Origin of the sequence: Caulobacter sp. 602-2, assembly GCF_011043625.1 — a bacterium.
GTDB lineage: Bacteria > Pseudomonadota > Alphaproteobacteria > Caulobacterales > Caulobacteraceae > Caulobacter.
Map to the genome: position 1 here is coordinate 218,172 of NZ_JAAKGT010000002.1, position 23,337 is coordinate 241,508.

Annotated in this window: 26 protein-coding genes and 1 pseudogene; 4 read left to right on the forward strand and 23 right to left on the reverse strand. The window is 69.8% G+C overall.

Annotation, left to right across the window (positions count from 1 at the left end; genetic code table 11):
• Positions 1 to 6: 6 nt before the first annotated feature.
• The 18 genes from folP to ruvC form a co-directional block, all read right to left on the reverse strand.
• Positions 7 to 822 (reverse strand): dihydropteroate synthase, encoded by an 816-nt coding sequence (gene folP / locus G5B46_RS05495; protein ID WP_165256857.1) that lies wholly within the window; start codon positions 820 to 822, stop codon positions 7 to 9.
• A 33-nt stretch (positions 823 to 855) separates the two neighbouring features.
• Complete coding sequence (locus G5B46_RS05500) at positions 856 to 1,335, reverse strand: YbjN domain-containing protein (RefSeq protein ID WP_165256858.1); 480 nt, start codon at positions 1,333 to 1,335, stop codon at positions 856 to 858.
• A 34-nt stretch (positions 1,336 to 1,369) separates the two neighbouring features.
• A complete protein-coding gene (locus G5B46_RS05505) occupies positions 1,370 to 2,371 on the reverse strand; it encodes an alpha/beta hydrolase (protein ID WP_165256859.1) in 1,002 nt (333 codons plus the stop codon).
• A gap of 80 nt (positions 2,372 to 2,451) precedes the next feature.
• On the reverse strand, positions 2,452 to 4,332 hold the full coding sequence (gene ftsH, locus G5B46_RS05510; protein WP_165256860.1) for an ATP-dependent zinc metalloprotease FtsH: 1,881 nt from the start codon (positions 4,330 to 4,332) through the stop codon (positions 2,452 to 2,454).
• A 76-nt stretch (positions 4,333 to 4,408) separates the two neighbouring features.
• Positions 4,409 to 5,620 carry a tRNA lysidine(34) synthetase TilS gene (gene tilS, locus G5B46_RS05515; protein WP_165257549.1) on the reverse strand — a complete coding sequence of 404 codons (1,212 nt, stop codon included), beginning with the start codon at positions 5,618 to 5,620 and terminating at the stop codon, positions 4,409 to 4,411.
• Complete coding sequence (gene ybgF, locus G5B46_RS05520) at positions 5,617 to 6,459, reverse strand: tol-pal system protein YbgF (protein ID WP_165256861.1); 843 nt, start codon at positions 6,457 to 6,459, stop codon at positions 5,617 to 5,619. The genes tilS and ybgF overlap by 4 nt, the downstream gene beginning before the upstream one ends.
• 110 nt (positions 6,460 to 6,569) lie before the next feature.
• Positions 6,570 to 7,142: a peptidoglycan-associated lipoprotein Pal gene (gene pal, locus G5B46_RS05525; protein ID WP_165256862.1), complete on the reverse strand. Its 573-nt coding sequence runs from the start codon at positions 7,140 to 7,142 to the stop codon at positions 6,570 to 6,572.
• A 213-nt stretch (positions 7,143 to 7,355) separates the two neighbouring features.
• Positions 7,356 to 8,693, reverse strand: coding sequence for a Tol-Pal system beta propeller repeat protein TolB (gene tolB, locus G5B46_RS05530; protein WP_165256863.1), 1,338 nt, complete (start codon positions 8,691 to 8,693; stop codon positions 7,356 to 7,358).
• Between the two features lie 47 nt (positions 8,694 to 8,740).
• Positions 8,741 to 9,592, reverse strand: coding sequence for an energy transducer TonB (locus G5B46_RS05535; protein WP_165256864.1), 852 nt, complete (start codon positions 9,590 to 9,592; stop codon positions 8,741 to 8,743).
• A 16-nt stretch (positions 9,593 to 9,608) separates the two neighbouring features.
• Entirely contained in the window at positions 9,609 to 10,130 is a 522-nt protein-coding gene (locus G5B46_RS05540) for an ExbD/TolR family protein (RefSeq protein ID WP_165256865.1), read from the reverse strand.
• 4 nt (positions 10,131 to 10,134) lie between these two features.
• Complete coding sequence (gene tolQ / locus G5B46_RS05545) at positions 10,135 to 10,833, reverse strand: protein TolQ (RefSeq protein WP_165256867.1); 699 nt, start codon at positions 10,831 to 10,833, stop codon at positions 10,135 to 10,137.
• A 201-nt stretch (positions 10,834 to 11,034) separates the two neighbouring features.
• A complete protein-coding gene (ybgC, locus tag G5B46_RS05550; protein WP_276611508.1) occupies positions 11,035 to 11,487 on the reverse strand; it encodes a tol-pal system-associated acyl-CoA thioesterase in 453 nt (150 codons plus the stop codon).
• Between the two features lie 51 nt (positions 11,488 to 11,538).
• The gene (locus tag G5B46_RS05555; protein WP_165256869.1) at positions 11,539 to 12,063 is read right to left on the reverse strand and encodes a hypothetical protein; all 525 of its coding nucleotides are present in this window, start codon (positions 12,061 to 12,063) and stop codon (positions 11,539 to 11,541) included.
• Positions 12,060 to 12,587 carry a hypothetical protein gene (locus G5B46_RS05560; RefSeq protein ID WP_165256870.1) on the reverse strand — a complete coding sequence of 176 codons (528 nt, stop codon included), beginning with the start codon at positions 12,585 to 12,587 and terminating at the stop codon, positions 12,060 to 12,062. Before G5B46_RS05560 ends, G5B46_RS05555 begins: the two co-directional genes overlap by 4 nt.
• Positions 12,584 to 13,078, reverse strand: a complete 495-nt coding sequence (locus G5B46_RS05565) for a hypothetical protein (RefSeq protein WP_165256872.1) — start codon at positions 13,076 to 13,078, stop codon at positions 12,584 to 12,586. The genes G5B46_RS05560 and G5B46_RS05565 overlap by 4 nt, the downstream gene beginning before the upstream one ends.
• 52 nt (positions 13,079 to 13,130) lie before the next feature.
• Positions 13,131 to 14,171: a Holliday junction branch migration DNA helicase RuvB gene (gene ruvB / locus G5B46_RS05570; protein ID WP_165256874.1), complete on the reverse strand. Its 1,041-nt coding sequence runs from the start codon at positions 14,169 to 14,171 to the stop codon at positions 13,131 to 13,133.
• A gap of 118 nt (positions 14,172 to 14,289) precedes the next feature.
• Positions 14,290 to 14,913 (reverse strand): Holliday junction branch migration protein RuvA, encoded by a 624-nt coding sequence (gene ruvA, locus G5B46_RS05575; protein WP_165256876.1) that lies wholly within the window; start codon positions 14,911 to 14,913, stop codon positions 14,290 to 14,292.
• Positions 14,910 to 15,425: a crossover junction endodeoxyribonuclease RuvC gene (gene ruvC / locus G5B46_RS05580; RefSeq protein WP_199229210.1), complete on the reverse strand. Its 516-nt coding sequence runs from the start codon at positions 15,423 to 15,425 to the stop codon at positions 14,910 to 14,912. Before ruvC ends, ruvA begins: the two co-directional genes overlap by 4 nt.
• 152 nt (positions 15,426 to 15,577) lie before the next feature.
• Between ruvC and G5B46_RS05585 the strand changes: the two genes are divergently transcribed.
• The gene (locus G5B46_RS05585; RefSeq protein ID WP_165257553.1) at positions 15,578 to 17,002 is read left to right on the forward strand and encodes a M20/M25/M40 family metallo-hydrolase; all 1,425 of its coding nucleotides are present in this window, start codon (positions 15,578 to 15,580) and stop codon (positions 17,000 to 17,002) included.
• Between the two features lie 80 nt (positions 17,003 to 17,082).
• Positions 17,083 to 17,574, forward strand: a complete 492-nt coding sequence (locus G5B46_RS05590) for a hypothetical protein (RefSeq protein ID WP_165256877.1) — start codon at positions 17,083 to 17,085, stop codon at positions 17,572 to 17,574.
• Between the two features lie 6 nt (positions 17,575 to 17,580).
• Here the strand turns inward: G5B46_RS05590 and G5B46_RS05595 are convergent, their stop codons facing one another.
• The 5 genes and pseudogenes from G5B46_RS05595 to G5B46_RS05615 form a co-directional block, all read right to left on the reverse strand.
• Positions 17,581 to 18,720, reverse strand: coding sequence for an AAA family ATPase (locus G5B46_RS05595; RefSeq protein WP_165256879.1), 1,140 nt, complete (start codon positions 18,718 to 18,720; stop codon positions 17,581 to 17,583).
• Between the two features lie 30 nt (positions 18,721 to 18,750).
• Entirely contained in the window at positions 18,751 to 19,695 is a 945-nt protein-coding gene (locus tag G5B46_RS05600; protein WP_165256881.1) for a nucleoside hydrolase, read from the reverse strand.
• Between the two features lie 55 nt (positions 19,696 to 19,750).
• On the reverse strand, positions 19,751 to 20,443 hold the full coding sequence (locus G5B46_RS05605; RefSeq protein WP_165256883.1) for an MgtC/SapB family protein: 693 nt from the start codon (positions 20,441 to 20,443) through the stop codon (positions 19,751 to 19,753).
• A 225-nt stretch (positions 20,444 to 20,668) separates the two neighbouring features.
• Positions 20,669 to 20,830: pseudogene (locus G5B46_RS05610) on the reverse strand (hypothetical protein); the annotation flags it as partial.
• A gap of 124 nt (positions 20,831 to 20,954) precedes the next feature.
• On the reverse strand, positions 20,955 to 21,338 hold the full coding sequence (locus G5B46_RS05615) for a hypothetical protein (RefSeq protein WP_165256884.1): 384 nt from the start codon (positions 21,336 to 21,338) through the stop codon (positions 20,955 to 20,957).
• Between the two features lie 176 nt (positions 21,339 to 21,514).
• Between G5B46_RS05615 and G5B46_RS05620 the strand changes: the two genes are divergently transcribed.
• Together G5B46_RS05620 and G5B46_RS05625 are read left to right on the forward strand one after the other, a co-directional pair.
• Positions 21,515 to 21,985, forward strand: coding sequence for a chemotaxis protein CheW (locus tag G5B46_RS05620; protein WP_165256886.1), 471 nt, complete (start codon positions 21,515 to 21,517; stop codon positions 21,983 to 21,985).
• 221 nt (positions 21,986 to 22,206) lie between these two features.
• Positions 22,207 to 23,310, forward strand: coding sequence for a Zn-dependent alcohol dehydrogenase (locus tag G5B46_RS05625; protein WP_165256888.1), 1,104 nt, complete (start codon positions 22,207 to 22,209; stop codon positions 23,308 to 23,310).
• Positions 23,311 to 23,337: the final 27 nt, after the last annotated feature.

Genomic DNA, 23,337 nt, shown 5'->3' on the forward strand with positions numbered 1-23,337 from the left:
GAAGGCTCAGCCCCCCGCCGCCGCGATCGCCTTCCACACCGCTAGAGCCTGGCTCATCTCGCGCACGTCGTGGACGCGCACGGCCTCCACGCCGCAGGCCGCGCCGTGCAGGTGGACGGCCAGGGAGCCGCCCAGGCGGTGGCGAGCGTCCTGGGCGCGGGGGTCGATGGCGGCGATGAAGCGCTTGCGGCTGGCGCCCAGCAGCACGCGATAGCCCAGGGCGTTGAAACGCGGCAGGGCGGCCAGCAGGGCCAGATTGTGCTCCAGCGTCTTTCCAAAACCAATGCCGGGGTCGAGCCAGATCTTCTCGCGCTCGACGCCCGCGGCCATGGCGGTCAGCGCCCGGGCCAGCAGGAAGGCCTCGACCTCGGCGACGACGTCGTCATAGCGCGGCTCGTCCTGCATGGTGCCGGGCTCGCCGCGCATATGCATCAGGATCACTTCGCAGCCGAGCTCGGCGGCGACCTCGGGAGCGTCGGGCGCGAAACGCAGGGCGGCCACGTCGTTCCAGATGTCGGCCCCGGCCTCGACGGCGGCGCGGGCCACGCGGGGCTTCATGGTGTCGATCGAGATGACGACGTCGCTCTCGGCGCGGATGGCGCGGATCAGCGGAACCACGCGGGCGATCTCGTCGGCCTCCGACACCGGATCGGCGCCGGGCCGCGTGCTCTCGCCGCCGATGTCGAGGATCGACGCGCCGTCGTCGATCAGCTGGCGGGCGTGGGACAGGGCGGCGGCGGGATCGAAGAACCGGCCGCCGTCGGAGAAGCTGTCGGGCGTGACGTTGACCACGCCCATGACGCTTGGAACGGCTTGGATCATGGGGCGAGGATGTACCCCCCTCGCCCCGTTGCGTCACCAGCCGATGAAGGTGGTGAAGTCGTCGATCATCGAGGTCCAGACGCCGAAGTCGTCGTCCAGGACGTCGGTCGTGCGGCCGGCGTTCAGGTTGACGTCGTACTGGACGTAGGGGTCGCCGTCGTCGTCGATATAGGCCTTGAGATAGCGGTTATCGCGGTTCCACTCGTTGATCTTGCCGGCCGAGAGCGGCGTCTTCATGTCGAAACCGGCCGAGAACTGGATCGCCTTGCAGCGCGGCTTGGCGGTGCAGTCGTAGAAGTAGATGTCGAAATTGACGCCGTTGGCGGCGCTCTTGATGTGCGGGTCGCCGGTCTTGTCGGTGAGCAGTTCGGCCTTGTAGCCGGCGTCCTGCAGCCACTTGACCACCTCGGGGCCGGTCATGCCGTCGGCATGGATGGGCTTGGGCGCGGCCAGGGCCGCGGCGGGCGAGACCAGCATGGCCGCGGCCAGCAGGATCGGCATCGACGTCTTCATCGACTTCCCTTTCGTTCAACTTCGAAGGGAAGCTCTACCGGCCTTCGCCGAGGAAGGCCAGAACGGCGGCGTTGAACCGCTCCGTGCGCTCCAGGTGCAGCAGGTGGCCGGCGTCGAACGCCTCGGCGCGGGCGTTCTGCATCGTCGGGGCCAGGGCCTGGGCCCGAGCCAGGACGTGGCCGAAGCGCGGCTTGTCCTCGGGCTTGGCGTAGCCCTTGCCGGGCGCCGTGCCGTCGCGCTCGCCGGCCAGGATCAGAACCGGGACCGCCACCTTGGGCAGGTCCTGCAGATAGGGCTGGTCGCGGATCGCCACGGCGCTGGCGGCGAAGCTGCGGGCGTAGCGCGGCCACTCGCCCGAGCGCTTGAGCCCTTCGCGCAGCTCGACGAACGGCGCCATGGCCTGGCGCGGCAAGGTCAGGCCGTAGCTGGTCATCAGCTCGTTCAGATAGGCGTCCGGCCCCTTGGCCTCGTCGTCGGCGACCAGTTTCTCCAGCGGCGTGGACGGCGTGTACAGGCGATAGTCCTCCAGCCCGACGGGGCCGTACATGACGAGCCTTCCGGTGCGGTCGGGATGGGCCAGGGCCCAGCGCACGCCGACATGGTTGCCCATCGAGTGGGCCACGACGTCGACCCTGTCGATCTTCAGGCGGTCCAGCAGGGCTGCGGTGTCCTCCACCATGCGGTCGAAGCGGACGGGAACGTCGTCGAGCTTTGAGGACTTGCCGAAGTGGATCTGGTCGGGCGCGACGACCCGATAGCCGGCCCCGGTCAGGGCCTCGATGGTCGGCGCCCAATAGCCGGCCGGGAAGTTGCGGCCGTGCAGCAGCAACACCGTGCGGCCGTTGGCCGGGCCGGTCGGCGCGACGTCCATGTAGGCCATGCGCACCGCGTGGCCGCCATGCTCCAGCGGCAGGAAGGCGACCGGGTGCGGATAGGCGTAGTTCTCCAGCGCGACGCCGATGGCGGGCGGCTGGGCGGCGCGTGCGGCGATGGGAAGCGAAAGCGCCAGCACGGCGGCGACGAGAGCGGTCTTCATGGGGCTACCTAACGCGCAAAACAAAAGCCGGACCCGAGAACGGATCCGGCTTTCGCATCATTCGAAGTTCTGTCGAACCCTTAGGCGGTGACGCCCGTGGGCGAGACCGGAACCGAAGCGACCGGACCGGTCGGCTTCTTTTCCTCGGGCTCGTCACGCTTGGGCGCGACGCCCTTGGTGACGCCGACGATCTCCTCGCCGCTCAGGGTCTCGAACTCCAGCAGGGCTTTCGCCACCGAGTGCAGGTCTTCCAGCTTCTCGGTCAGGATCCGGCGGGCCTCGTCCTCGCCGCCCTTGACCAGGCGACGGATCTCGCTGTCGATCTTGATCATGGTCTCGGGCGAGACGTTCTGGGTGCGCGCCACCGAGTGGCCGAGGAACACCTCTTCCTGGTTGTCGCCGTAGGCCACGGTGCCCAGGTCGTCGGAGAAGCCCCAGCGGGTGACCATGTTGCGGGCCAGGTTGGTGGCCGCGCTGATGTCGCTCGACGCGCCCGAGGTGATCTTCTCCTTGCCGAAGATCAGCTCTTCCGCCACGCGGCCGGCCATCATGATGGCGAGACGCGAGGTCATCTGGTCGAAGCTCATCGAGTAGCGGTCGCCTTCCGGCAGTTGCATGACCATGCCCAGGGCGCGGCCGCGCGGCACGATGGTGGCCTTGTGCACCGGGTCGGCGACCGGGACGTTCAGGGCCACCAGGGCGTGACCGCCCTCGTGGTAGGCCGTCAGCTTCTTCTCGTCCTCGCTCATGGCCATCGAGCGGCGCTCGGCGCCCATCATGACCTTGTCCTTGGCGTGCTCGAAGTCGTGCATGGTGACCATGCGGCGGTTCTTGCGCGCGGCGGTCAGGGCCGCCTCGTTGACCAGGTTGGCCAGGTCCGCGCCCGAGAAGCCGGGGGTGCCGCGGGCCAGCGTCTTGACGTCGACGTCGGCGGCCAGCGGCACGTTCTTCATGTGCACGCGCAGGATCTTCTCGCGGCCGGCGACGTCGGGGTTGGGCACCACGACCTGGCGGTCGAAGCGGCCCGGACGCAGCAGGGCGGGGTCAAGCACGTCGGGACGGTTGGTGGCGGCGATCAGGATGATGCCTTCGTTGGCCTCGAAGCCGTCCATCTCGACCAGCAGCTGGTTGAGGGTCTGCTCGCGCTCGTCGTTGCCGCCGCCCAGACCGGCGCCGCGGTGGCGACCGACGGCGTCGATTTCGTCGATGAAGATGATGCAGGGGGCGTTCTTCTTGGCCTGCTCGAACATGTCGCGCACGCGGCTGGCGCCGACGCCGACGAACATCTCGACGAAGTCCGAACCGGAGATGGTGAAGAACGGCACGCCCGCCTCACCCGCGACGGCGCGGGCGATCAGGGTCTTACCCGTACCGGGAGGGCCGACCAGCAGGGCGCCCTTGGGGATCTTGCCGCCCAGGCGCTGGAACTTGGCCGGATCCTTCAGGAAGTCGACGACCTCCTGCAGTTCTTCCTTGGCCTCGTCCACGCCGGCGACGTCGTCGAACAGCACGCGGTTCTTGTTCTCGGTCAGCAGGCGGGCCTTGGACTTGCCGAAGCCCATCGCGCCCTTCGTGCCGCCCTGCATCTGGCGCATGAAGAAGATCCACACGCCGATCAGCAGCAGGATCGGCAGCATGTTCAGGAACAGGTTGACCAGGCTGAAGCGGCCGCCGTCCTGGATCTTGATCTCGGCGTTGCGCGCTTCGAGACGCTTGATCAGGTCCTCGTTGTTGGGCGGGGCGTTGACGGTGTAGGTCGTCTTGCCGTCCGGCGAGGCGATCTTGACCTGCTGCCCGTTGATCTCGGCGGATTTCACCTGACCCGCGTCGATGTTCTTGAGCAGCTGCGAATAGCTGATCTCGCCGGCGCGCCCGGTCGGGCCGCCCTGGCGCAGAACGCTGTAGGCCATGATGAGGACGAAAACGACCCCAAGCCAGATGGCGACATTCCTCAGATTCATACGCGTCGTCTTCCCAAAGATAGCGCTCGTCGACCCAAGATAGGACGGCGGAAGGCTTTTCGCCACGCGCGCGATGTCATGTCGCGGGTTCTTGATCGACAAGGCCGGTCGCGGCCTCGAACCTTTCCCGGATCAGCACGCGCGCGCGGATCGTCCCGTCCCCTGCAAGGATCGGGCTAGAAACGGCGCCGGAGGTGTCGACAGCCGCCGGCAGGATCGGACGGACGGCTGCCGGAAACCCTTTCAGGGCTTGCCTTTCTTCCGCCGACAGACGACTGGCCAGCCCGCCGAGCGGGCGGATGGTGATCGGCGCATGGCCCGCGGTGATCTCGTAGCGGCCGTCCCAGACGCCGGTCTCGCCGGCGGCCAGCGCCAGCGGCGATAGGCCGCTGCGCCTGCCCTCCCCCGCCTCCCGCGCGAAGAGCACGCCGCCGGCGTCGGCGACGATCCGCGCGCCGGCCAGCGAGGCGGTGAAGGTCTCGTCCGACCGCAGGCGGCCGACCAGGCGCTCCAGCCGCTCGCCGCGCGGCGGCGTGGTCGTGCCGGCCGCGCACAGGCAGGCGGCGGCGATCTGGGCGGCCGAGGCGCCGCGCGGCAGGCCAAGGGCGTGCTCGCCCTCGACGCCGCCGGGCGGGGGCGTGTCGGACGCGATGCCAGGAACGGCTGCCTCTTCCCCGGCCAGGGCGAACCGCGCGCGGGCCCGGGCGAAGCGCGCGTCGCCGTTGGCGGGATCTTCCAGCCAGGTCTCGCCCCGCTCGACGAGCCAGTCGCGCAAGGCCTGCCGGCGCGCCGCCAGCAGCGGCCGCAGCAAGAACACGCCCCGCCCCTGCGGCCAGGCCGGCGACGGCGCCCATTGGCGCGGATCAGGCGTCGTCGAGCCTTCGGCCCGCATCCGGGCGGCTTCCAGGCGATCGTCGGCGGTATGGCCCAGCAGCAGCACTCTCGCGCCCGCCTCGCGGGCGGCGGCGGCCAGCAGGGCGTGACGCGCCGCGCGGGCGGCCGCCGGCAGGCCCGTGGCGGGCTTGTCGCCGATCCAGGCCAGCGCCCAGGCCTCGGCGCCCAGGCCGCGGGCCTTGGCCACGGCCTCGGCCGCCCATCCGGCGCTGGCGGGGTTGAGGCCGTGATCCACGGTCAGGGCCAGGACCGGCCGACCTTGCCCGGCGGCCCAGTCCAGCGTCAGGCGCAGCAGCGCCAGACTGTCGCCGCCACCGGAAAAGCCGACGGCCAGGGGCGTGGTCGCTCCTGGCCGCAGACGCCGTTTCAGGACGGCCTGGAAGTCTTCGGTCAGGCCGCGCACTTGGCCTGGGTGCGGGTGCTCTTGGCCTTGCTGACCACGTCGGCCGGCGCCTTGGGATAGCGCTTGGCCAGCTCGTCGAGCGTGCGGCAGGCGTCGGCGGGCTTCTTCAGCGCCACCAGCGAACGCGACAGCTTCAGCACGGCGTTCGGCGCCCAGCTGGTCTGCGGCCAGCCGCGCACCGCGCCCAGATAGGAACCGGCGGCGTCGCCATAGGCCTCGCGCACGAACTGGGTCTCGCCCAGCCAGTAGCGGGCTTCCGGGGCCTTGGCGTCATCGGGATAGGCCTCGACGAAGCCGCCGAAGGCGTTCTCGGCGCCGGCGTAGTCGCCGTCCAGCAGCAGCTGGCGGGCCTGCTTGAAGGCCGTGGCCGGATCGGCCGGGACGGCCGGCGCGGCGGCGACCTGAGCGGCCGCGGCGTTGGCGGCGGCGGTCTCCAGCGTGGTGATCTTGCCTTCCAGGGCGGCCAGGCGCTGCTCCAGCTGATCGGCGCGGGCCTTCTGGCTGTCGGCGCCGCGGCGGGCCTGGTCGATGTCGTGGGTCAGAACCTCGTTCTGGCCGTTCATCTTCTGGATCGTCTGCTCCAGGTCGCTGATCCGCTCGTTGAGCGCGGCGATCTGGGCGTCGGTCTCGGCGGTCTGGACGACCACGGGCTTGCCCGTGTCGCGCCCCTGGAAGACGATCGCCCGCAGCTCGCGAACGACCTTCTCCATCTTCTCGATGCGCTTGGCCGAGCGGTCGTCCAGCGGGTCGGGCATCGGCGTCTGGGCCAGGGCCGGCGCGGCGGCGCAGACCATGAGGACGGAGGCGAGGAGCGCGGATTTCAGCTTCATGTCGACGATTATGCCCCGGTTGCGGACAAAAGTGCGGCCAGAAACGCGGCCAGAAAAAAGGCCCCCCTCCGCAAGGAGGAGGGCCTTCGTTCAGATCAGGCGGTCAGGCCTTAGCGCGCGCCCTCGGTGATGGCGGTGCGGGCGTTGCGGTTCTTGGCCCACGCGTCTTCGGTGGTGCCCGGATCCAGCGGACGCTCCTTGCCGAACGAGATCGTCTCGATGCGCGAGGCGGCGACGCCCTGGCCGATCAGGAACTCACGGACGGCGTTGGCGCGTCGGGCGCCCAGGGCCAGGTTGTATTCGCGGGTGCCGCGTTCGTCGGCGTTGCCTTCGATGCGGACGCGCACGGCCGAGTAGCGGGCCAGCCATTGGGCCTGACCGGCCAGCACGGGCTGGGCGTCGGCGCGGACCGTGTATTCGTCGGTGTCGAAGTAGACGCGGTCGCCGACGTTGACGACGAAGTCCTGAACGGTGCCCGGCAGCGGGCCGGTCGGCTGCGTATCCGGGGTCGGCGGCGGGGTGTAGGGACGGGTCGGTTCAGCCGGTTGCTGCGGAGCCGGCGGGGTTTCGACCGGACCGGCCGGCTTCGGGCGCGTACAGGCGGCAACCGAAGCGACGGCCAGACCGATCAGCGCCAGTCGGGCGGCGCTCTTGATGTCGAAGCTCATCCAGTATCTCCTCAAGTCTAGGTACGGCCTGGGTTCAAAACTCTTACCGGCGCTGCTCTTGCTCCGCCCCGCAAAAACGTTCCCTGGACCTCACAATGGCGTCAGTTGGACGCTGCTCCACCTCGTTTCACCTGTCGGGTGAACGACGGATGAACAGCCACGCTCCAACGCGCCGAGCCTGTGGAAAGTTGCGAAACCTTCTTATTCCGCGGCTTTCCACGCCCGGTATCAGTCCAGCAGCGGCGACCAGGCCGGATCGGACGCCGCGCCAGGATAGGCGGCGGGACGCAGGATTCGGCCGGTGATGTCGACGGTCCAGAGACGCGGATTGCCCGCCGAGCTCTCGCGGAAGAACATCAGCACCCGCCCATTGGGCGCCCAGGTGGGACCCTCGTCCAGGTAGCTGGTGGTCAGGAGCCGCTCGTCGCCGCCGTCGGTGCGCATGACGCCGATGTGGAACTGGCCGCCGGTCTGCTTGGTGAAGGCGATGTAGTCGCCGCGCGGGCTCCAGACGGGCGTGGTGTAGCGGCCGCCGCCGTAGGAGATGCGGCGCACGCCCGAGCCGTCGGCGTTCATCACATAGAGCTGGGCCTGGCCGCCGCGGTCGGAGTTGAACACGATCTTGCTGCCGTCCGGCGAGAACGACGGCGAGGTGTCGATGGCCGGGTCGGTGGTGATGCGGGTCGACTGGCGGGTGCGCAGGTCCAGCACGTAGATGTCGCTGTTGCCGCCCTTCTCGACCGAGAAGGCCACCTTCTTGCCGTCCGGCGAGAAGCGCGGGGCGAACACCATGCCGGGGAAGCGGCCGACCGTTTCCTGGCGGTTGGTCTGCAGGTTCAGCAGGTAGATGCTCGACCCCGTCGGCCGCAGGGCCATGTAGGTCAGCTCCTGGCTGGTGGCCGAGAAGCGCGGGGTCATCACGATCGACGAGCCGTCGGTGATGAACTGCGGATTGGCGCCGTCCTGGTCCATGATGCCCAGGCGCTTGACGCGGGACAGCTTGGGGCCGCTCTCGGCGACGAAGGCCACGCGGGTGTCGAAATAGCCCTTCTCGCCGGTCAGGCGCTCATAGACCGCGTCGCTGATCTTGTGGGCCACGCGGCGCCAGTTCTCGGCCGTCGAGGTGAACTGCAGGCCCAGCAGCTGCTGCTGGCTGAAGGTGTCCCACAGGCGGAAGTCGACGCGCAGCGAGCCGTCGGCGCCCACCGTCACCTGGCCGTTGATCAGGGCTTGGGCCCCGGTGCCCTGCCAGTCGGGAAAGCGCGGCTGGATGTTCACGTCGGTCAGCTTGTCGGGCACGCTGGCCACGTTCAGCGGCTGGAACAGGCCCGAGCGCTCGAGATTGCCGCTGATGACCTGGGCGATGTCGGCGCCGCGCTGGGCGCCGGCGAAGGCCGGGATCGCCACGGGCATCGGCTTGACCGCGCCCTTGTCGATATCGATCTCGATCTGGGCGCTGGCCACGCCCGGCAGGGCGGCCGCGAACGCGCCGCCCGCCAGGGCGAGGGTCACGGCGAGGAGCGGCGTGGCGAGGGTCCGCTTGGCGCGGGCGCTCTTGGCGATCATCGTCGGGCTTCCTTCCATTCTTCTTCTTTGCGGCGTTGCTGGAACGCCTAACGCGCGGCGCAGGCGTCGCGCGCCTTGAAGTTCAGGTTTAGCTGGGTGTTGTAGTAGTCCGGCGGCAGGCCTTCGAACGGGGCCGACTGGAAGACCGCGCGGATCGCCCGCTCGGCCTCGGTCTTGACGATGGCGTCGCTGGAGTTCTCGGCCCCGCCGGCGGTCACCTGGCCGGAGACGCGGCCGTTGCTCGCCAGCTTGAAGCTGAGCTTGATCTGCATCGAACCACCGCCCACGACCTCGCAGTTGGGGTTCCAGCGCCGCTGGATCTCGTCCTTCATGCCGCTGATGGCGGCGGCCTGCATGGCCGTCATCTGGCCAGCGCCCGGACGGGCCTGGGCGGCGGTCTCCGGACGGTTCGTCTGGCCCTTGGGCGCGGACGAAGCCGGCTTGCCGGCAGGCTTGGCCGTCTTCGACAGCGTCTTCTCCAGCGACGAGAAGAAGTCGGGCTCAGGCTTGGCCGGGGTCGGCTTCGGGGTCGGCTGCGGCGGCTTGGGCGCCGGGCTCGGCGCGGGCTTGGGCGGCGTCGGCTGAGGCTTGGGCGTCGGCGCGGGCTGCGGCTTGGGCGGCGCGGGCTGGGGCGTCGGCGCGGGCGTCGGGGCCGGCGGTTCGGGCGTGGCCTCGGGCACGGGCTCGATCGTCTCGGCCGGCTGCTCGATCGGATCCTCGATGGCCGGGCGCACGTTGGTCGGCCCCTCGGTGACGATGGTCACCGGCACGCTCTCGCCGATGACGATCTTCTTGGACGTCTTCCACGGCCAGCCGATCATCACCGCCGCCACCACCGCGGCGTGGAGCGCGACCGAGCCCAGCAGGGCCGGAGACAGCTTGTTGCGTTCTTCCCGCATCAGGCTTGGACGTTCCCTACTGAGCCGGGCGCAGTTCGCCGCCGCCGACCGGCTGGGCGTCCTGCGGGGCCGCGCCCGACGACGGGCCGCCGGTGTCGGTCAGCAGGTTGATCTTGGTGAAGCCGGCCTTCGACAGGGCCGCCATGACCTGGGCGACCACCTCGTAGGGGGCCTTGCCGTCGGCGCGCACGTAGATCGGCTTGTCGGTCGCGTCGCCGGCCTTGGCGGTGACCACCGAAGCGAACTCGGTGAACGGCGCCTGGTCCTCGCCGATGAACACCGCGCCGTCGTGGCGGACCGACACGGTGATCGGCTCCTGCTCGTTCTTCAGCGCGCCGGCTTCGGTCTTGGGCAGCTCCAGCTCCACGCCCGAGGTCAGCAGCGGGGCGCTGATCATGAAGATGATCAGCAGCACCAGCATCACGTCGACCAGCGGGGTGACGTTGATCTCGGACAGGGCCCCCTTGCCGCGACGGCGACGGCGGCGGCCGCGACCGCCGCCCGAGGTGGCGAAGGCGTCGTTTGCGGACATCGCCATGGGATCAGACCCGCTCGCTCAGGCGACGCTGGATGGCGGTCGACAGGTCGTCGGCGAAGTTCTCCAGGCGGCCGGCGTACTTGCCCGCGTCGGTCGAGAACTTGTTGTAGGCGATGTAGGCCGGGATTGCGGCGATCAGGCCGATGGCGGTGGCGAACAGGGCCTCGGCGATCGACGGGGCGACCACGGTCAGCGAGGTGTTCTTGGCGGCGGCGATGCTCTGGAAGGCGTGCATGATGCCCCAGACGGTGCCGAACAGGCCGATGAAGGGCGAGGCGGTGGCGACGATGGCCAGGCTGCCCAGGCCCTCTTCGGCCTTGGCGCTCTCGCGGGCGATCTGGGTGTCGAGCACGCGGTCGATGCGCTGGGAAAGCAGGGCCACCTGGCCCTCGCTCTGCACGCCCTTGGCCTTGGCTTCGCGCCATTCCTTCAGCGCCGCCTGCAGCATGCGCGGCAGGGCGTGGCGCGGGTTCGAGCCGGCCTCGCCAGCGACGTCCTCGAGCGAACGACCCGAACCGACCTGCTCCTCGAAGCGATCGGCGGCGCGGTTCAGCGCGGCGAAACGGAACAGCTTGTCGAGAATGACCGCCCAGGAGCCCAGCGAGGCGAGGATCAGACCGATCATCACCAGCTTGACCACCCAGTCGGCGTTCAGGAACAGCGTGATGAAGGAGAAGCTTTCGGGGCTGGCGGCGGCGTCCATGCGGGGTCCTGTTCCGTTGGGGCGTCAATCTAGGGCGCTTCGGGCGAAGTGTGTGCGTCTGCCCGCTCGAATGCGCCCTAGGCACTAAGGTGATTGGTCTGCGCCTTACTGCATGAAGCGGCGCAATGTTGAAACTATGACATTGGTTGCAGGCGGCCCATTTTTCACCGACCGGCGATCTTCATTGTCACGCAGGCGCCGTCAGCTCTCTTCGGGAGCGAGCCAGGGCGTGACCTTGGCGGTCATCTCTGCCGACGGCTTGCGCGGGCGGCCGTCCAGGCTGATGCAGACGGCCTCGACATTGGCCGCGCAGACCAGCTCCTCGCCGCGGGTGATCCACTGCTTGGCCAGGAGGCGCACGCCCTTGATGCGGTTCCACACCGTGTGCACCACCAGGGCGTCGTCGACCCTTGCCGCGCGCTTGAAGTCGATCTCCATGCGGGTGATGGCGAAGGCCGTGTCGATGGCCGCCAGTTCGGTGTGCGAGACCCCGATCATCCGGAAGAAGTCGCTGCGCCCGCGCTCGAAGTAGCGCAGGTAGTTGGCGTGATAGACGATCCCCGAAAAGTCGGTGTCCTCGTAATAGATGCGGACGGGCAGCTGGTGCTCGGTCCCGACGAAGACGCCGGCGGTGGGGGTCGGTTCGTGGCTCATCGAGGCCTCTGGTTCAGCCGCTTCGATCCGCGGCGCGAGGCAGGTTTCGCATTATTCGCGCCCCTCCTCCACCGCCCCGCCGTCGACAGCCTGGCGGGCGTGGGCGAGCAGCAGGTCGCGTTCCACGCCCAGGCTCCACTTGACGATCCACGGCAGGAAGATCGCCACCATGCCGAACAGCGACATGACGATCAGCCCCATCATCGGCCCGCCGGAAGGAATGCCGTCGTCGAGGTCGAGAACGGCGCGAACCTGGCCGGGCGCGCTCATTATCGCGATCAGCACCCAGCCGATGCGCCAGACGAGGGTGAACTGCTTGCCCATCCGGCTGGCGACCCGGACCTGGCAGGTCACCAGGCTCCCATCGCCGTCGGCGCTCCAGTCCAGGCGCAGCGGCGTCGGGGCGCGGCCCTGGGCGGGCGGGCGAAAGATCTTGGCGTGGACCGGCCCGACGACGCCGGTGACACCGACCCGCTTGGCCTTGCCCGGCCGGTCGAGGCTGTCGGCGAGCCGTTCGGAGACCGCCAGGGGCGTCAAGGGCGTTCGGAAGCGCCAGACCGACGTGTCGCCGCTCATGCCCGGACCGCCTCCACCGCCCCGCCCTTCAGCGCCTGCTGGGCGTGGGCGATCAGGAGCAGGCGCTCGTCACGATAGGTCGAGCGGACCGCAACCCCGTAGAAAAGCCCCATCCAGCCGAGGAACAGGCTCCACAGTACGAACACGATCACATGAGCCGCGGTCAGGCCGCCGGCTTCCGCCGCGATGGGCCCCAGCAGAAAGTAGACCGACACGGCGAACATCAGCGCCAGGCCGACGTACGCGGCCCGCATGACGCCCTTGTCGGGCTGCCGCATCCGACAGGTCACGGCCGCCCCGTCGCCGTCGACGATCCAGTCGATGCGCAGCGGCAGCGGCGCCCTTCCCTCGCGCGGGCGGCGATAGATCCTGGCCCAATCCAGACCGACCCTGCCGAGCAACGCACCGGTGGTCGTCTCGTCCGGACCGCCAACGCTGGCGGCCAGGCGCTCGCGCAGGATTTCCGGCGCAAACGGCGAGCGAAAGCGCCAGGCCACGTCGGGCTCGGCGCGCGGCGGGCTCATTCCCTGACCTCCGAGATCGGCCCGCCCGACAGCGCTTCCGACGCCCGCTGCAACAGATCGCGGCGGCCGCTGACGATGCTCCATCTGACGATGAACGGTACGGCGCAGGCGAAGGCGAGAAAGATCGTCCCAAGAAACAATTGATGGCCGGGGGAATGGCGCGTGCTCATGCCCGGCACACTGGCCTCCCCCGCCAGAAAGGCCTGGATGATGTCGGGCATCCTGAGGAAACCCGTCAGGGCGAAGGCGACCCAGGCCCCTATGAAGATCAGATAGAAGTGGTTTTGCAGGAAGCGGCAGTTCACCTGGCTGCCGACCTCGGTTTCTCGCCAGGCCACGAGCAGCCGGAAACCGGTGCCGCCGCCCTTGTGATGGCGCTCTTCGAGACTGGCCTCGCCCTCGCGGCTCCAACCGACCAGCAACTCGCTCTCGGGATCGCCGGGCGGACCGACGATCGCCGCAAGCCGCCCTTCCACCTCGGCGGGCGGCAAGGGACTGTCGAACCTCCACGTCTTGCCGCGCGGCCAGCCCCCCATGCCCGTCCTATTCGTCGCCGAACAGTCCGCCCTGCGCGCCCGGAGGGGCGGCGGGCGGCGTCAGGCCCAGGTGCAGATAGGCCTTGCCGCAGGCCATGCGGCCGCGCGGCGTGCGCTGGATGAAGCCCTGCTGCATCAGATAGGGCTCGATGACGTCTTCCACCGCATCGCGGGCCTCGGCGATGGCGTAGGCGATGGTCTCCACGCCCACCGGCCCGCCGCCGTAGTGCTCGATCATGGCCCGCAGGTAGCGGCGGTCGAGGCTGTCGAGACCGCTCTCGTCGACCTCCAGGCGGGCGAGCGCCATGGCCGCGGCCTTGCGGTCGATGACCTGCGCGCCGTCAGCGGTGGCGAAGTCGCGCACCCGGCGCAGCAGCCGGCCGGCGACGCGCGGCGTGCCTCGGGCGCGCTTGGCGATTTCGTCGGCGCCGTCGTCCGACAGCGGCGCGCCCATCTTGCGCGCGCCGTGCAGCAGCACGTGGCGCAGTTCGCGCGGGGTGTAGAACTCCAGCCGCACTGGAATGCCGAAGCGGTCGCGAAGGGGCGTGGCCAGCATGCCCGCCCGCGTCGTGGCGGCCACCAGGGTGAAGGGCGCCAGGTCGATGCGGATCGAGCGGGCCGAGGGCCCCTCGCCGATCACCAGGTCGAGCACGTGATCTTCCATCGCCGGATAGAGGATTTCCTCGACGTTCGACGACAGCCGGTGGATCTCGTCGATGAACAGGACGTCGTTGGGCTCGAGATTGGTCAGGATCGCCGCCAGGTCGCCGGGCTTGTTCAGCACCGGGCCGGAGGTGGCGCGGAAGTTCACGCCCAGTTCGCGGGCGACGATCTGGGCCAGGGTGGTCTTGCCCAGGCCCGGCGGGCCGAACAGCAGCACGTGGTCGAGGGACTCGCCCCGGCCCTTGGCCGCCTCGATGAAGATCCGCAGGTTGGCCTTGGCCTGCTCCTGGCCGACGAACTCGGCCAGGGTCTGGGGCCGCAGCGCGCGGTCGGTGGACGGAACCTGGTCGCCCATCTGGGCCTCGCCGGAGATGATGCGGGTCATGCGCTGACCCCCTCCGGCCCTTCGGGCCACCTCCCCCAGAGGGGGAGGATCTGAAGCGCCAAGATGCTCCCCCTCTGGGGGAGCTGTCGCGTAGCGACTGAGGGGGTCTTACGCCAGATCATCGACCCAGCTCCTGCAGGCCCGCCTTGATCAGCGCCTGCACGCTGGCGTCATCCCCCAGCTTCGCCGCGGCGGCCTCGACCACGCGGCGGGCGTTCACCTCGGCCACGCCCAGGCCCATCAGGGCGGCGACGGCGTCGCCGGTGGCGGCGGGCTTGGCAGGGGCCGACGGGGCGGCGGCGGCTGAGGACGGCGCGCTCATCAGCACCGGTCCGTCGGTGATCGGCTTGCCCTTCAGTTCGGTGACGATGCGCAGGGCGAGCTTGGGCCCCACGCCGCTGGCGCGGCCGACGGCGGCCTTGTCCTCGCGCGCCACCGCCGAGGCCAGTTCGGCCGGCGAGAGCACGTCGAGCACGGCCATGGCGGCTTTCGGCCCCACGCCCTGGATCGCCTGCAGCAGCACGAAGGCGCGGCGGTCGTCGCGGGTCAGGAAGCCGTACAGGCGCAGGCCCTGGTTCTCGCTCCACTGGCTTTCGACGTGGACCAGGGTCTCCTCGCCCAGGGCCGGCAGGCGCTGGAGGGTGCGCTGGCCGCAGCGGACGATGTAGCCGACGCCCATGACGTCGATCAGGGCCTCTTCCTCGCCGACCTCGGCGACGGCGCCGCGCAGGCGTCCGATCATGCGACTCTCCTCGCCGTGCGGGCGTGGGCGTGGGCGATGGCGACGGCAAGCGCGTCGGCGGCGTCGGCCGTGGGCGAGCCGGCGGTCGGCAGCAGGCGGGCGATCATGAAGGCGACCTGGGCCTTGTCGGCCGCGCCGGTGCCCACCACCGCCTTCTTGACCACGGGCGCGGAATATTCGGCCACGATCAGGCCGGCGCGGGCCGGGGCGATCATCGAGGCGGCGCGGGCGTGGCCCAGCTTCAGCGTCGACTGGGCGTTGGTGTTGACGAAGGTCTCTTCCACCGCCGCCTCGTCGGGGGCGTGCTGCTCGATCACCGCGCACACGCCCTCGAACAGGGTCAGCAGGCGGTCGGAGAAGGCGGCCTTCTCATCCGGCGCGATCACGCCGTGGGCGATGTGGGTGATGCGCGAGCCGGCCACGCCGATCACGCCCCAGCCGGTGCGGCGGAGGCCCGGATCGAGACCGAGGATGCGCAGGGGACGATTCGCGTTCATCATGTGTTCTCGCAGTCTCGCCCTTTCCTGTCGCCAGGAAAAGCCGCGTCATGCTTAAGCACGGGTTAATGCAAAGCCCTTGTTTGGCGCATGTGGCTTGCGCGCGGACGCGAAGCCCGCTCCTGTTCCGGCCACGTTTTGCGACACTCGAAGGTCGGACCATGCGCCTGAAGGCCCTTTTCGCCACCACCGCGGCCCTCGCCGCCCTTCCCGTCCTGGGCCACGCCCAGCCGACGCCCGGCCCGCAGGTCACGCCCCGCGCCGACCAGAGCGCCTTCCGCGAGCTCTACAAGGAGCTGGTCGAGATCGACACCACCCTGTCCAAGGGCAGCTGCACCGCCGCGGCCGAGGCCATGGGCGCGCGCCTGAAGGCGGCCGGCTATCCGGAAGCCGACGTCAAGGTCGTGGTCGATCCGAAGTATCCGCGCGAGGGCAGCCTGGTGGCCGTGCTGCGCGGCACCGACGCCAAGTCCAAGCCCATGCTGCTGCTGGCCCACATCGACGTGGTCGAGGCCAAGCGCGAGGACTGGACGCGCGACCCGTTCAAGCTGGTCGAGGAGAACGGCTACTTCTACGGACGCGGCACGTCGGACGACAAGGCGCAGGCCGCCATCTGGGCCGACACCCTGGTCCGCCTCAAGCAGAGCGGCTTCAAGCCCAAGCGCGATATCAAGATGGCGCTGACCTGCGGCGAGGAGAGCGAGGGCTACAACGGCATCGGGGACCTGGTGAAGAACCACCGTCCGCTGGTCGACGCCGAGTTCGCGCTGAACGAGGGCGCCGACGGCTTGCTGGACGAGACCGGCAAGGAGGTGGTGCTCGAGGTGCAGGCCGGCGAGAAGGTCTATCAGGACTTCACCCTGACCGCGACGAACCCCGGCGGCCACTCCAGCCGCCCCGTGCCCGACAACGCCATCTATCACCTGACGGCCGCCGTCGACCGCATCGGCGCCTACCAGTTCCCGACCCGCTTCATCGACGCCACGCGCGGCTACTTCACCCAGATGCAGGCCCGCGTGCCGGCCGAGCAGGCCGCCGCCATGAAGGCGCTAGTCGCCGACGTCAGCGATCCGGCCGCCCTGAAGGTGCTGACCAAGGACGCCGGCTGGAACTCGATCCTGCGCACCACGTGCGTGGCCACCATGGTCAACGCCGGCCACGCGCCCAACGCCCTGCCCCAGCGCGCCACCGCCAACATCAACTGCCGCATCCTGCCAGGCACGCCGGTCGAGGAGGTGAAGGCCAAGCTGACCGAACTGGTCGCCGACCCGGCCGTCACCGTCACCCTGGCCCACGAGGCCAAGCCGGTCTCTCCGCCCCCGGCCCTGACGCCGGCGATCATGGGCCCGATCCAGAAGAACGCCGCCAAGCAATGGCCCGGCGTGCCGATCGTGCCGATCCTGCTGACCGGCGCCACCGACGGCGTGCACACCAACGCCGCCGGCATCCCGACCTATGGCGTCAGCGGCCTGTTCGGCAACGCGGACGGCGACGGCGTGCACGGCCTCAACGAGCGCATGCGGGTGAAGTCGCTCTATGACGGGCGGGATTTCCTCTACGCGCTGGTCAAGGACTACGCGGGCGGGAAGTAGGGCGTCGAACGCGTCGGGGCGTCGGGGCGTCGTCGCCATGGCGGCGCCCCCGCGCATTTGAAAGATCGGGGGACAGGCGCGTGTATTTTCCGGATCTGAGCCCCTACAGCTACGGCAAGGGGATCGTCGAGGTCGGCGTCTACAACGTCGGCTGGCTGTCGAGCGCCCGCGACTATTCCCAAGGGCCCTGCCCCGAGGGCTTCCTCGCCAGGATCGACCAACGGGCGCAGTCGCCGGTGAACCTCTTTCGGGGCAGCCACCTGTGCGAGTTCTGCCCGCCTCCGGAAACGGAGATCCGCAACGGGATGGAGATCATCAAGCCGCTCCCGGAAAGAATGGGCGACGGCGAGATCCGGGTCGTCGGGCGCGACGGCGCCGTCTACGCCGCGCCGGTGATGATCGCCCACTACATACGCGAGCACGGCTACCTGCCGCCCCGGCAGTTCATCGACGCCGTCTTCGAGGATCGCCCGCCCAGCGACAAGCCGCGCCTGACCATCGGCGTGATCGGCGACGACGACAAAACGCGGCTGCTGGCCACCCTGTCCGAGATCGCCAACCAGCCGAAATAGGGCCGTTCAGTCCTCCTCGTCTTCGTCGTCGTTGAAGGCGCCGAAACGGGTCAGGCCCTCGATCTGGGTCGCGCCGCCGCGCTTGAGCACAGTGCGCACCTTGCCCGCGCCGCTGGCGGCCACAGCGTCGGCCAGTTCGCGCGAGTGGGTGACCAGCCAGACCTGCGAGCGACGGGCGGCTCGCACGATCAGCGAGGCCAGCGGCTCCATCAGGTCGGGATGCAGGCTGGCCTCGGGCTCGTTCAGGGCGATGAACGGCGGCAGACGATAGGACAGCAGCGCTCCGGCCAGGCCCAGGAACTGCAACGTGCCGTCCGACAGCTCCGCGGCCTCGAACAGGCGCTGGGGGAAGTCCGGATAGGTGAGGCCGAAGCTCGCCCAGCGACCGGGCGCCGGGATGTGCAGGCACGCGCCCGGAAAGGCCCGGTCGACGGCCTCGTCCAGGTCGGCCGTGTCCTGCCGGATATGGGCCAGGGTGGCGAACACCGCGGCCAGGTCGGCGCCGTCCGAGGCCAGGGTCGGGGTCGCCACGGCGGGACAGGGCCGGCGCAGCGGCGAGTCCGCGTCGGTGCGCAGGCCGTGATAGAACCGCCACTGCAGCAGGGTGCGGCGCACGGCGTCCAGCTCGGGATAGCGCGAGGGATCCTCCAGCCGGCCCAGCACCGTCTCGGACGGCAGCAGGTCGATGTCGAGGTCGGCGGGCCGGCCATCGCCGTCGCGCGCCATGACCGAGGCGCCCTTGCGGTCCAGCAGCCGCACCGTGCGGGCGCGGGTGACCAGCGACAGGCTCTCAGTCTTGATCTGCGGCTCGTTCTCGAAAGCCGCGGCGGTCACTCTCTGCGGAAAGCCGACCACCACCTCGTAGCGATAGACGGTGGCGCCGTGCTCCAGGCCGACAGCCAGGGTCAGTTCCGGCTGGCCGCGACGCTGCCCCGCCCACAGCGCCGACTGCAGGCCGCCCTGCCGCACGAGGTCGCCGGCCAGGGTGTTCGCCGCGGCCGACCGCAGCAGTTCCAGCGCGCCGTAGAGGTTGCTCTTGCCCACGCCGTTGGCGCCGACGAAGACGTCGAGATCCGAGAACGGATAGGCCACCCGCATGAGCGAGCGATAGCCTTCGGCTTTGAAGTCCCGGGCCGTCAGGCTCATGCATCGACTCGCGCTAAGGATGCGCCAAACTTAGAGCGCGCCGGACGCTTCCACCAACTCCACCCAGCCGAACAGGGCCTTTAGGATCAGGGCGCGCACCACCGGGGCGTCGACGCCCACGCAGACCTCGGCGTTGGGCTCGCCCTCGACGCGCTCGATGCGCCCCTGGCGTTCGCCGTCGAGGATCACCCGCAGGCGCGCCGGCTCGAAGGCGAAGGCCTCGGGCGCCGCCAGGCTGGCGGCGGCCACCGCATCGTGGGGGTGGCACCCCTCCGCGCCCCAGGCCTTCTGATGGAAGGCGATGTAGGGGCCCGCCGCGCGGGTCAGACGCACCGACAGCGGACTGCCGCAGCAGCGCGCGCCGCTGTCGAGGTCGGCGGCGGTGATGGTCACCTGGCTGGTGACGTCCAGCGGCACGAGGCGCGGCTTGACCCCCGCCTCCAGGATCCGGGCCAGGGCCTCGGGATCGCTCCAGCTGTTGAAGTCGGCGCCGCCGGCGGCCTTGCCCTGCACGGAAAAGGCGCCGGCCATGATCGTCGGCGACCAGCCGCGGAAGGCGGCCGGATCGTCCAGCAGGCCCAACGCCAGGTTGGTCAGCGGCCCCAGGAACAGGCCCTTCACCCGTCGCCGCGCCAGGAAAGCCAGCAGGCTGACCCCGTGGCCGCGATCCAGTTCCGGCAGTTTCCAGCGCTGCGAAAAGCCCGCGCCGTTCAGCCCGTCGGGACCGTGGGCCGGCCGCATCCGCTCGACCCGTCGCCGGGCCAGGCCCGCGCCGGCGCCGATATAGACCTCGGCCGCGCAGCCGGCGAGGCGCAGCACGCCCCGCGCATTGGCCGCGGCCTGGTCGACATAGGTGTTGCCGAACACGGCCGACACCGAGCCCACCTCGACGATCTCGCGGGCCCGCGCCAGCAGGGCCAGGGCGAGAGCGTCGTCCACGCCGCAGTCGGTGTCGATGTGCAGACGAAGCGCCATGGCCCCGATCATAACCGATCAGCGGGCGCGCCCGGAAGCCGTCGGCGAGCGCCGTTCAGTCCTTTCTGGGCAGGATGTCGAACTCGACCACCCGCTGGTCTTCCTCCAGGCGCCGGGCCAGCTCGCCCAGCCGCAGCGTCCCCTTTCCAGAGAACGATCCGGCCAGCTCGAACAGCGTCCCCCCGCCGATCAGTCGCTGGTTGATGCGGCCGCCTTCCAGCTCGAAGCTCGCCAGCAACCCGCGCAACTGCGCCTCGTCGACCAGGGCCTCGCGCCGGAAGCGCACGGCGATGTCGGCATAGTTCTTCTGCGGCATGTGGCGGTCGAGCCAGCGGGCGGCGCTGAGCACCACCACGCTGAGCACCGTGCCGGCGATCGCCAGGTCGTAGAGCGCCATGCCGAACAGCATGCCCAGCGCCGAGGTGATCCACAGCGAGGCCGCCGTGGTCAGGCCATGGACCGACACCCCCTGCTGGAAGATCACCCCGCCGCACAGGAAACCCACGCCGGTCAGCACCCCGTGCGCCATGCGGACGGGATCGATGCGGACGGTCTCCAGCGGCGTGTCGCCCATCCACTTCAACTGGTGCACGGCCGCCAGCATCAGCAGGGCCGAGGCCAGCGACACCAGCATGTGGGTGCGCAGGCCCGCGGGCCGCGAGCGGTATTCGCGCTCGAAACCGACCACGGCGCCGGCCGCCAGGGCGCCCAGCACGGGCAGAACATATTGCAGGGAGACGCCGTCCATGGCGGTGAAACGGCCAAGCGGAGCAAGAGGTTCGCCGGCTCGCCCAAGGCCCTTCCGCCTCCAAACGGGGGGAAGAGGCGGAAGGAACCCCGGCTCGCCCGCCTCCAGGGTTGGGGGACGGGGGTCGGCGGGCGCGCGGCAGGGCGACGCCTTCACGTGGACGCCGCCTCCATGTTCGCAGCTACGGCGGCCGTCGCGAGACGGATGCGCGCCCCCTCGAAAAAGTCAGCTGAAGCCGTTGACCATCTTGCGCAGGCGGCGGGCGATGTCCTCGGGACGATCGGCGATCTGGTGGAACAGGGCCTGGACCTCGGCCTCCTCCAGGCCGGCGGCGCGCAGGGTGCGCCAGGCGCCCAGCAGCGCGGCCAGGGCCACTTCCTGGCGGTCGGGAACAGCGGCGGCGACGGACATGGCGGTGGCCTCTTCAAGAACCGGGAGCGCCACAATGTTCATTTTTTGTTCTCAATGACAAGCCCCGACGCCGAGGGTTCGGCGCCGGGGCTGAAAGGCCTTAGCGGCAGACGGTGCGTTCGTAGACCGTGCCGCTGTAGCGGTCGTAGTCTCGCGTGGTCCAGCAGTCGCTGCGATGGCGGCGCGGACCGTAGTCGTAGCCGTAGTAGCGCGGCGGCGGGGCGCGATAGCCGTAGTCGTAGCCATAGGCCGGACGACCGTAATAGCGGTCGCCCCGACGGTCGTTGTTCAGCGACGAACCGATGGCCAGGCCCACGATGCCGCCGACGATGGCGGCGGCCGCGGCGTCGTTGCCGCGATCGCGGTGATAGTGGCGACCACGGCGCCAGTCGTCGGCCGAGGCCTGGGTGCTGGCGGCGATCATGGTCAGGGCGGCCAGGCCGGCGGCCGCGCCGCCGAGGATCTTGAACGGTTTGAAAGCCATGGCGGCCTCCTTCGGAAAAGCTTGTCCCAAGCCTGCGCGTCCGCGCCTGAACCCTGTGTGAACGGCCCTGTCAGGTAGACGGAGGCCCAAGGCGCCTTTTTTGTTCACCTTTCTGCGCGATGCTTGTCCTCGAACGTGGCTAGAAGGCCATCGACGCGACGAAGGCGGACCAAGCGATGTCGAGCAACAACACGGCCTACACCCCCGGCGAAGCCCTGCAGGTGCTGTCGTTCGAAGTGGGCGCCCAGACCTACTGCGTGCCGGTCGGCACGGTGCGCGAGATCCGCGGCGTCACGCCCCCCACCCCGCTGCCCGACGCCCCGCCGCACGTGCGCGGCGTCATCAACCTGCGCGGCCAGGTGATGCCGGTCATCGACCTGTCGGCCCGCCTCGGCAAGGGTCCCGCCCAGGACGGCCCGCGCCAGGTGATCATCGTCGTCGAGAACGGCCGCGACGTCGCCGGCCTGCTGGTCGACGCGGTGTGCGACAGCTTCATCGTCGAGGCCAGCCAGATCAGCCCGCCGCCGTCGGTGGGCGACGAAGCCTCGGCCCTGGTCTCGGCCGTGGTCACGACGGAAAGCGCCATGGTGGTGCTGTTGACCGTCGACGCCATCCTGCCCGAGCGCCCGATCGCCATCGCGGCTTAAGCCTGCCTGAAATTCCCTGCGTCCTTCGAGGCTCCCCTTCGGGTCGCACCTCAGGATGAGGGACGCATTGCACTTTCCTCCTCATCCTGAGGCGCCCGCGCAGCGGGCCTTAAAGGACGCACCGAACCGCCACTTCAAACAAATGTTTCGATAGCCTCTTCCGCTCGCCCCTCCGCCGGGGCTAGGGTCTGCCGCACAACCATAAAGCGGGAGACGAGCGGATGAGGGCTGCGGTGCTGCGCGAGGTGGGCAAGCCCCTCGTCATCGAGAACGTGGCCATCGGCAAGCCCGGCCCGCGCGAGGTGCTGATCCGCACCAAGGCCGCCGGCGTCTGCCACTCCGACCTGCACTTCGTCGAAGGCTCCTATCCCCATCCCCTGCCCGCCGTGCTGGGCCACGAGAGCGCCGGGATCGTCGAGGCGGTCGGCGACGAGGTTCGCACCGTCAAGGTCGGCGACCACGTCATCACCTGCCTGTCGGTCTATTGCGGCCACTGCGAGGTCTGCCTCACCGGCCACATGAGCCTGTGCACCAGCTCGGAGACCAAGCGGCCCAAGGGCTCGGAGCCGCGCCTCTTCAAGGAAGACCTGAACGCCGGCGGCGGGCGCGGCCCGATGGCCCAGTTCCTGAACCTGTCGTCCTTCGCCGAGCTGATGCTGGTGCACGAGCACGCCTGCGTGGCCATCCGCAAGGACATGCCCTTCGACCGCGCCGCCCTGATCGGCTGCTCGGTGACCACCGGCATCGGGGCGGTGATCCACACGTCCAAGGTCCAGCCGGGCGAGACCGTCGCCGTCATCGGCTGCGGCGGCGTGGGCCTGGCCACCATCAACGGCGCGGCCATCGCCGGCGCCGGCCGCATCATCGCCATCGACCGCCAGCCCTCGAAACTGGCCCTGGCCCGCACCTTCGGGGCGACGGACGTGATCGACGCCAATGACGGCGACGTGGTCAAGCAGGTGCAGGAACTGACCAGCGGCGGCGTGCACCACAGCTTCGAGGCCATAGGCCTGAAGGCCACCGCCGAGCAGTCGTTCAAGATGCTGCGCCGGGGCGGCACGGCCAACATCATCGGCATGATCCCGGTCGGCACGATGATCGAGCTGCACGGCCCCGACTTCCTGGGCGAGAAGAAGATCCAGGGCAGCTACATGGGCTCCAACCGCTTCCCGGTCGACATGCCGCGCTTTGTCGACTTCTACATGAACGGCAAACTCAAGCTCGACGAGCTGATCGCCCGCCGCATCAAGCTGGAAGACGTCAACGACGCCTTCGAGGAGCTCAAGCGCGGCGAGCTGGCGCGCTCTGTGATCGTGTTCGACTGACGCCCCAATCCTGATGACTTCCGGTCA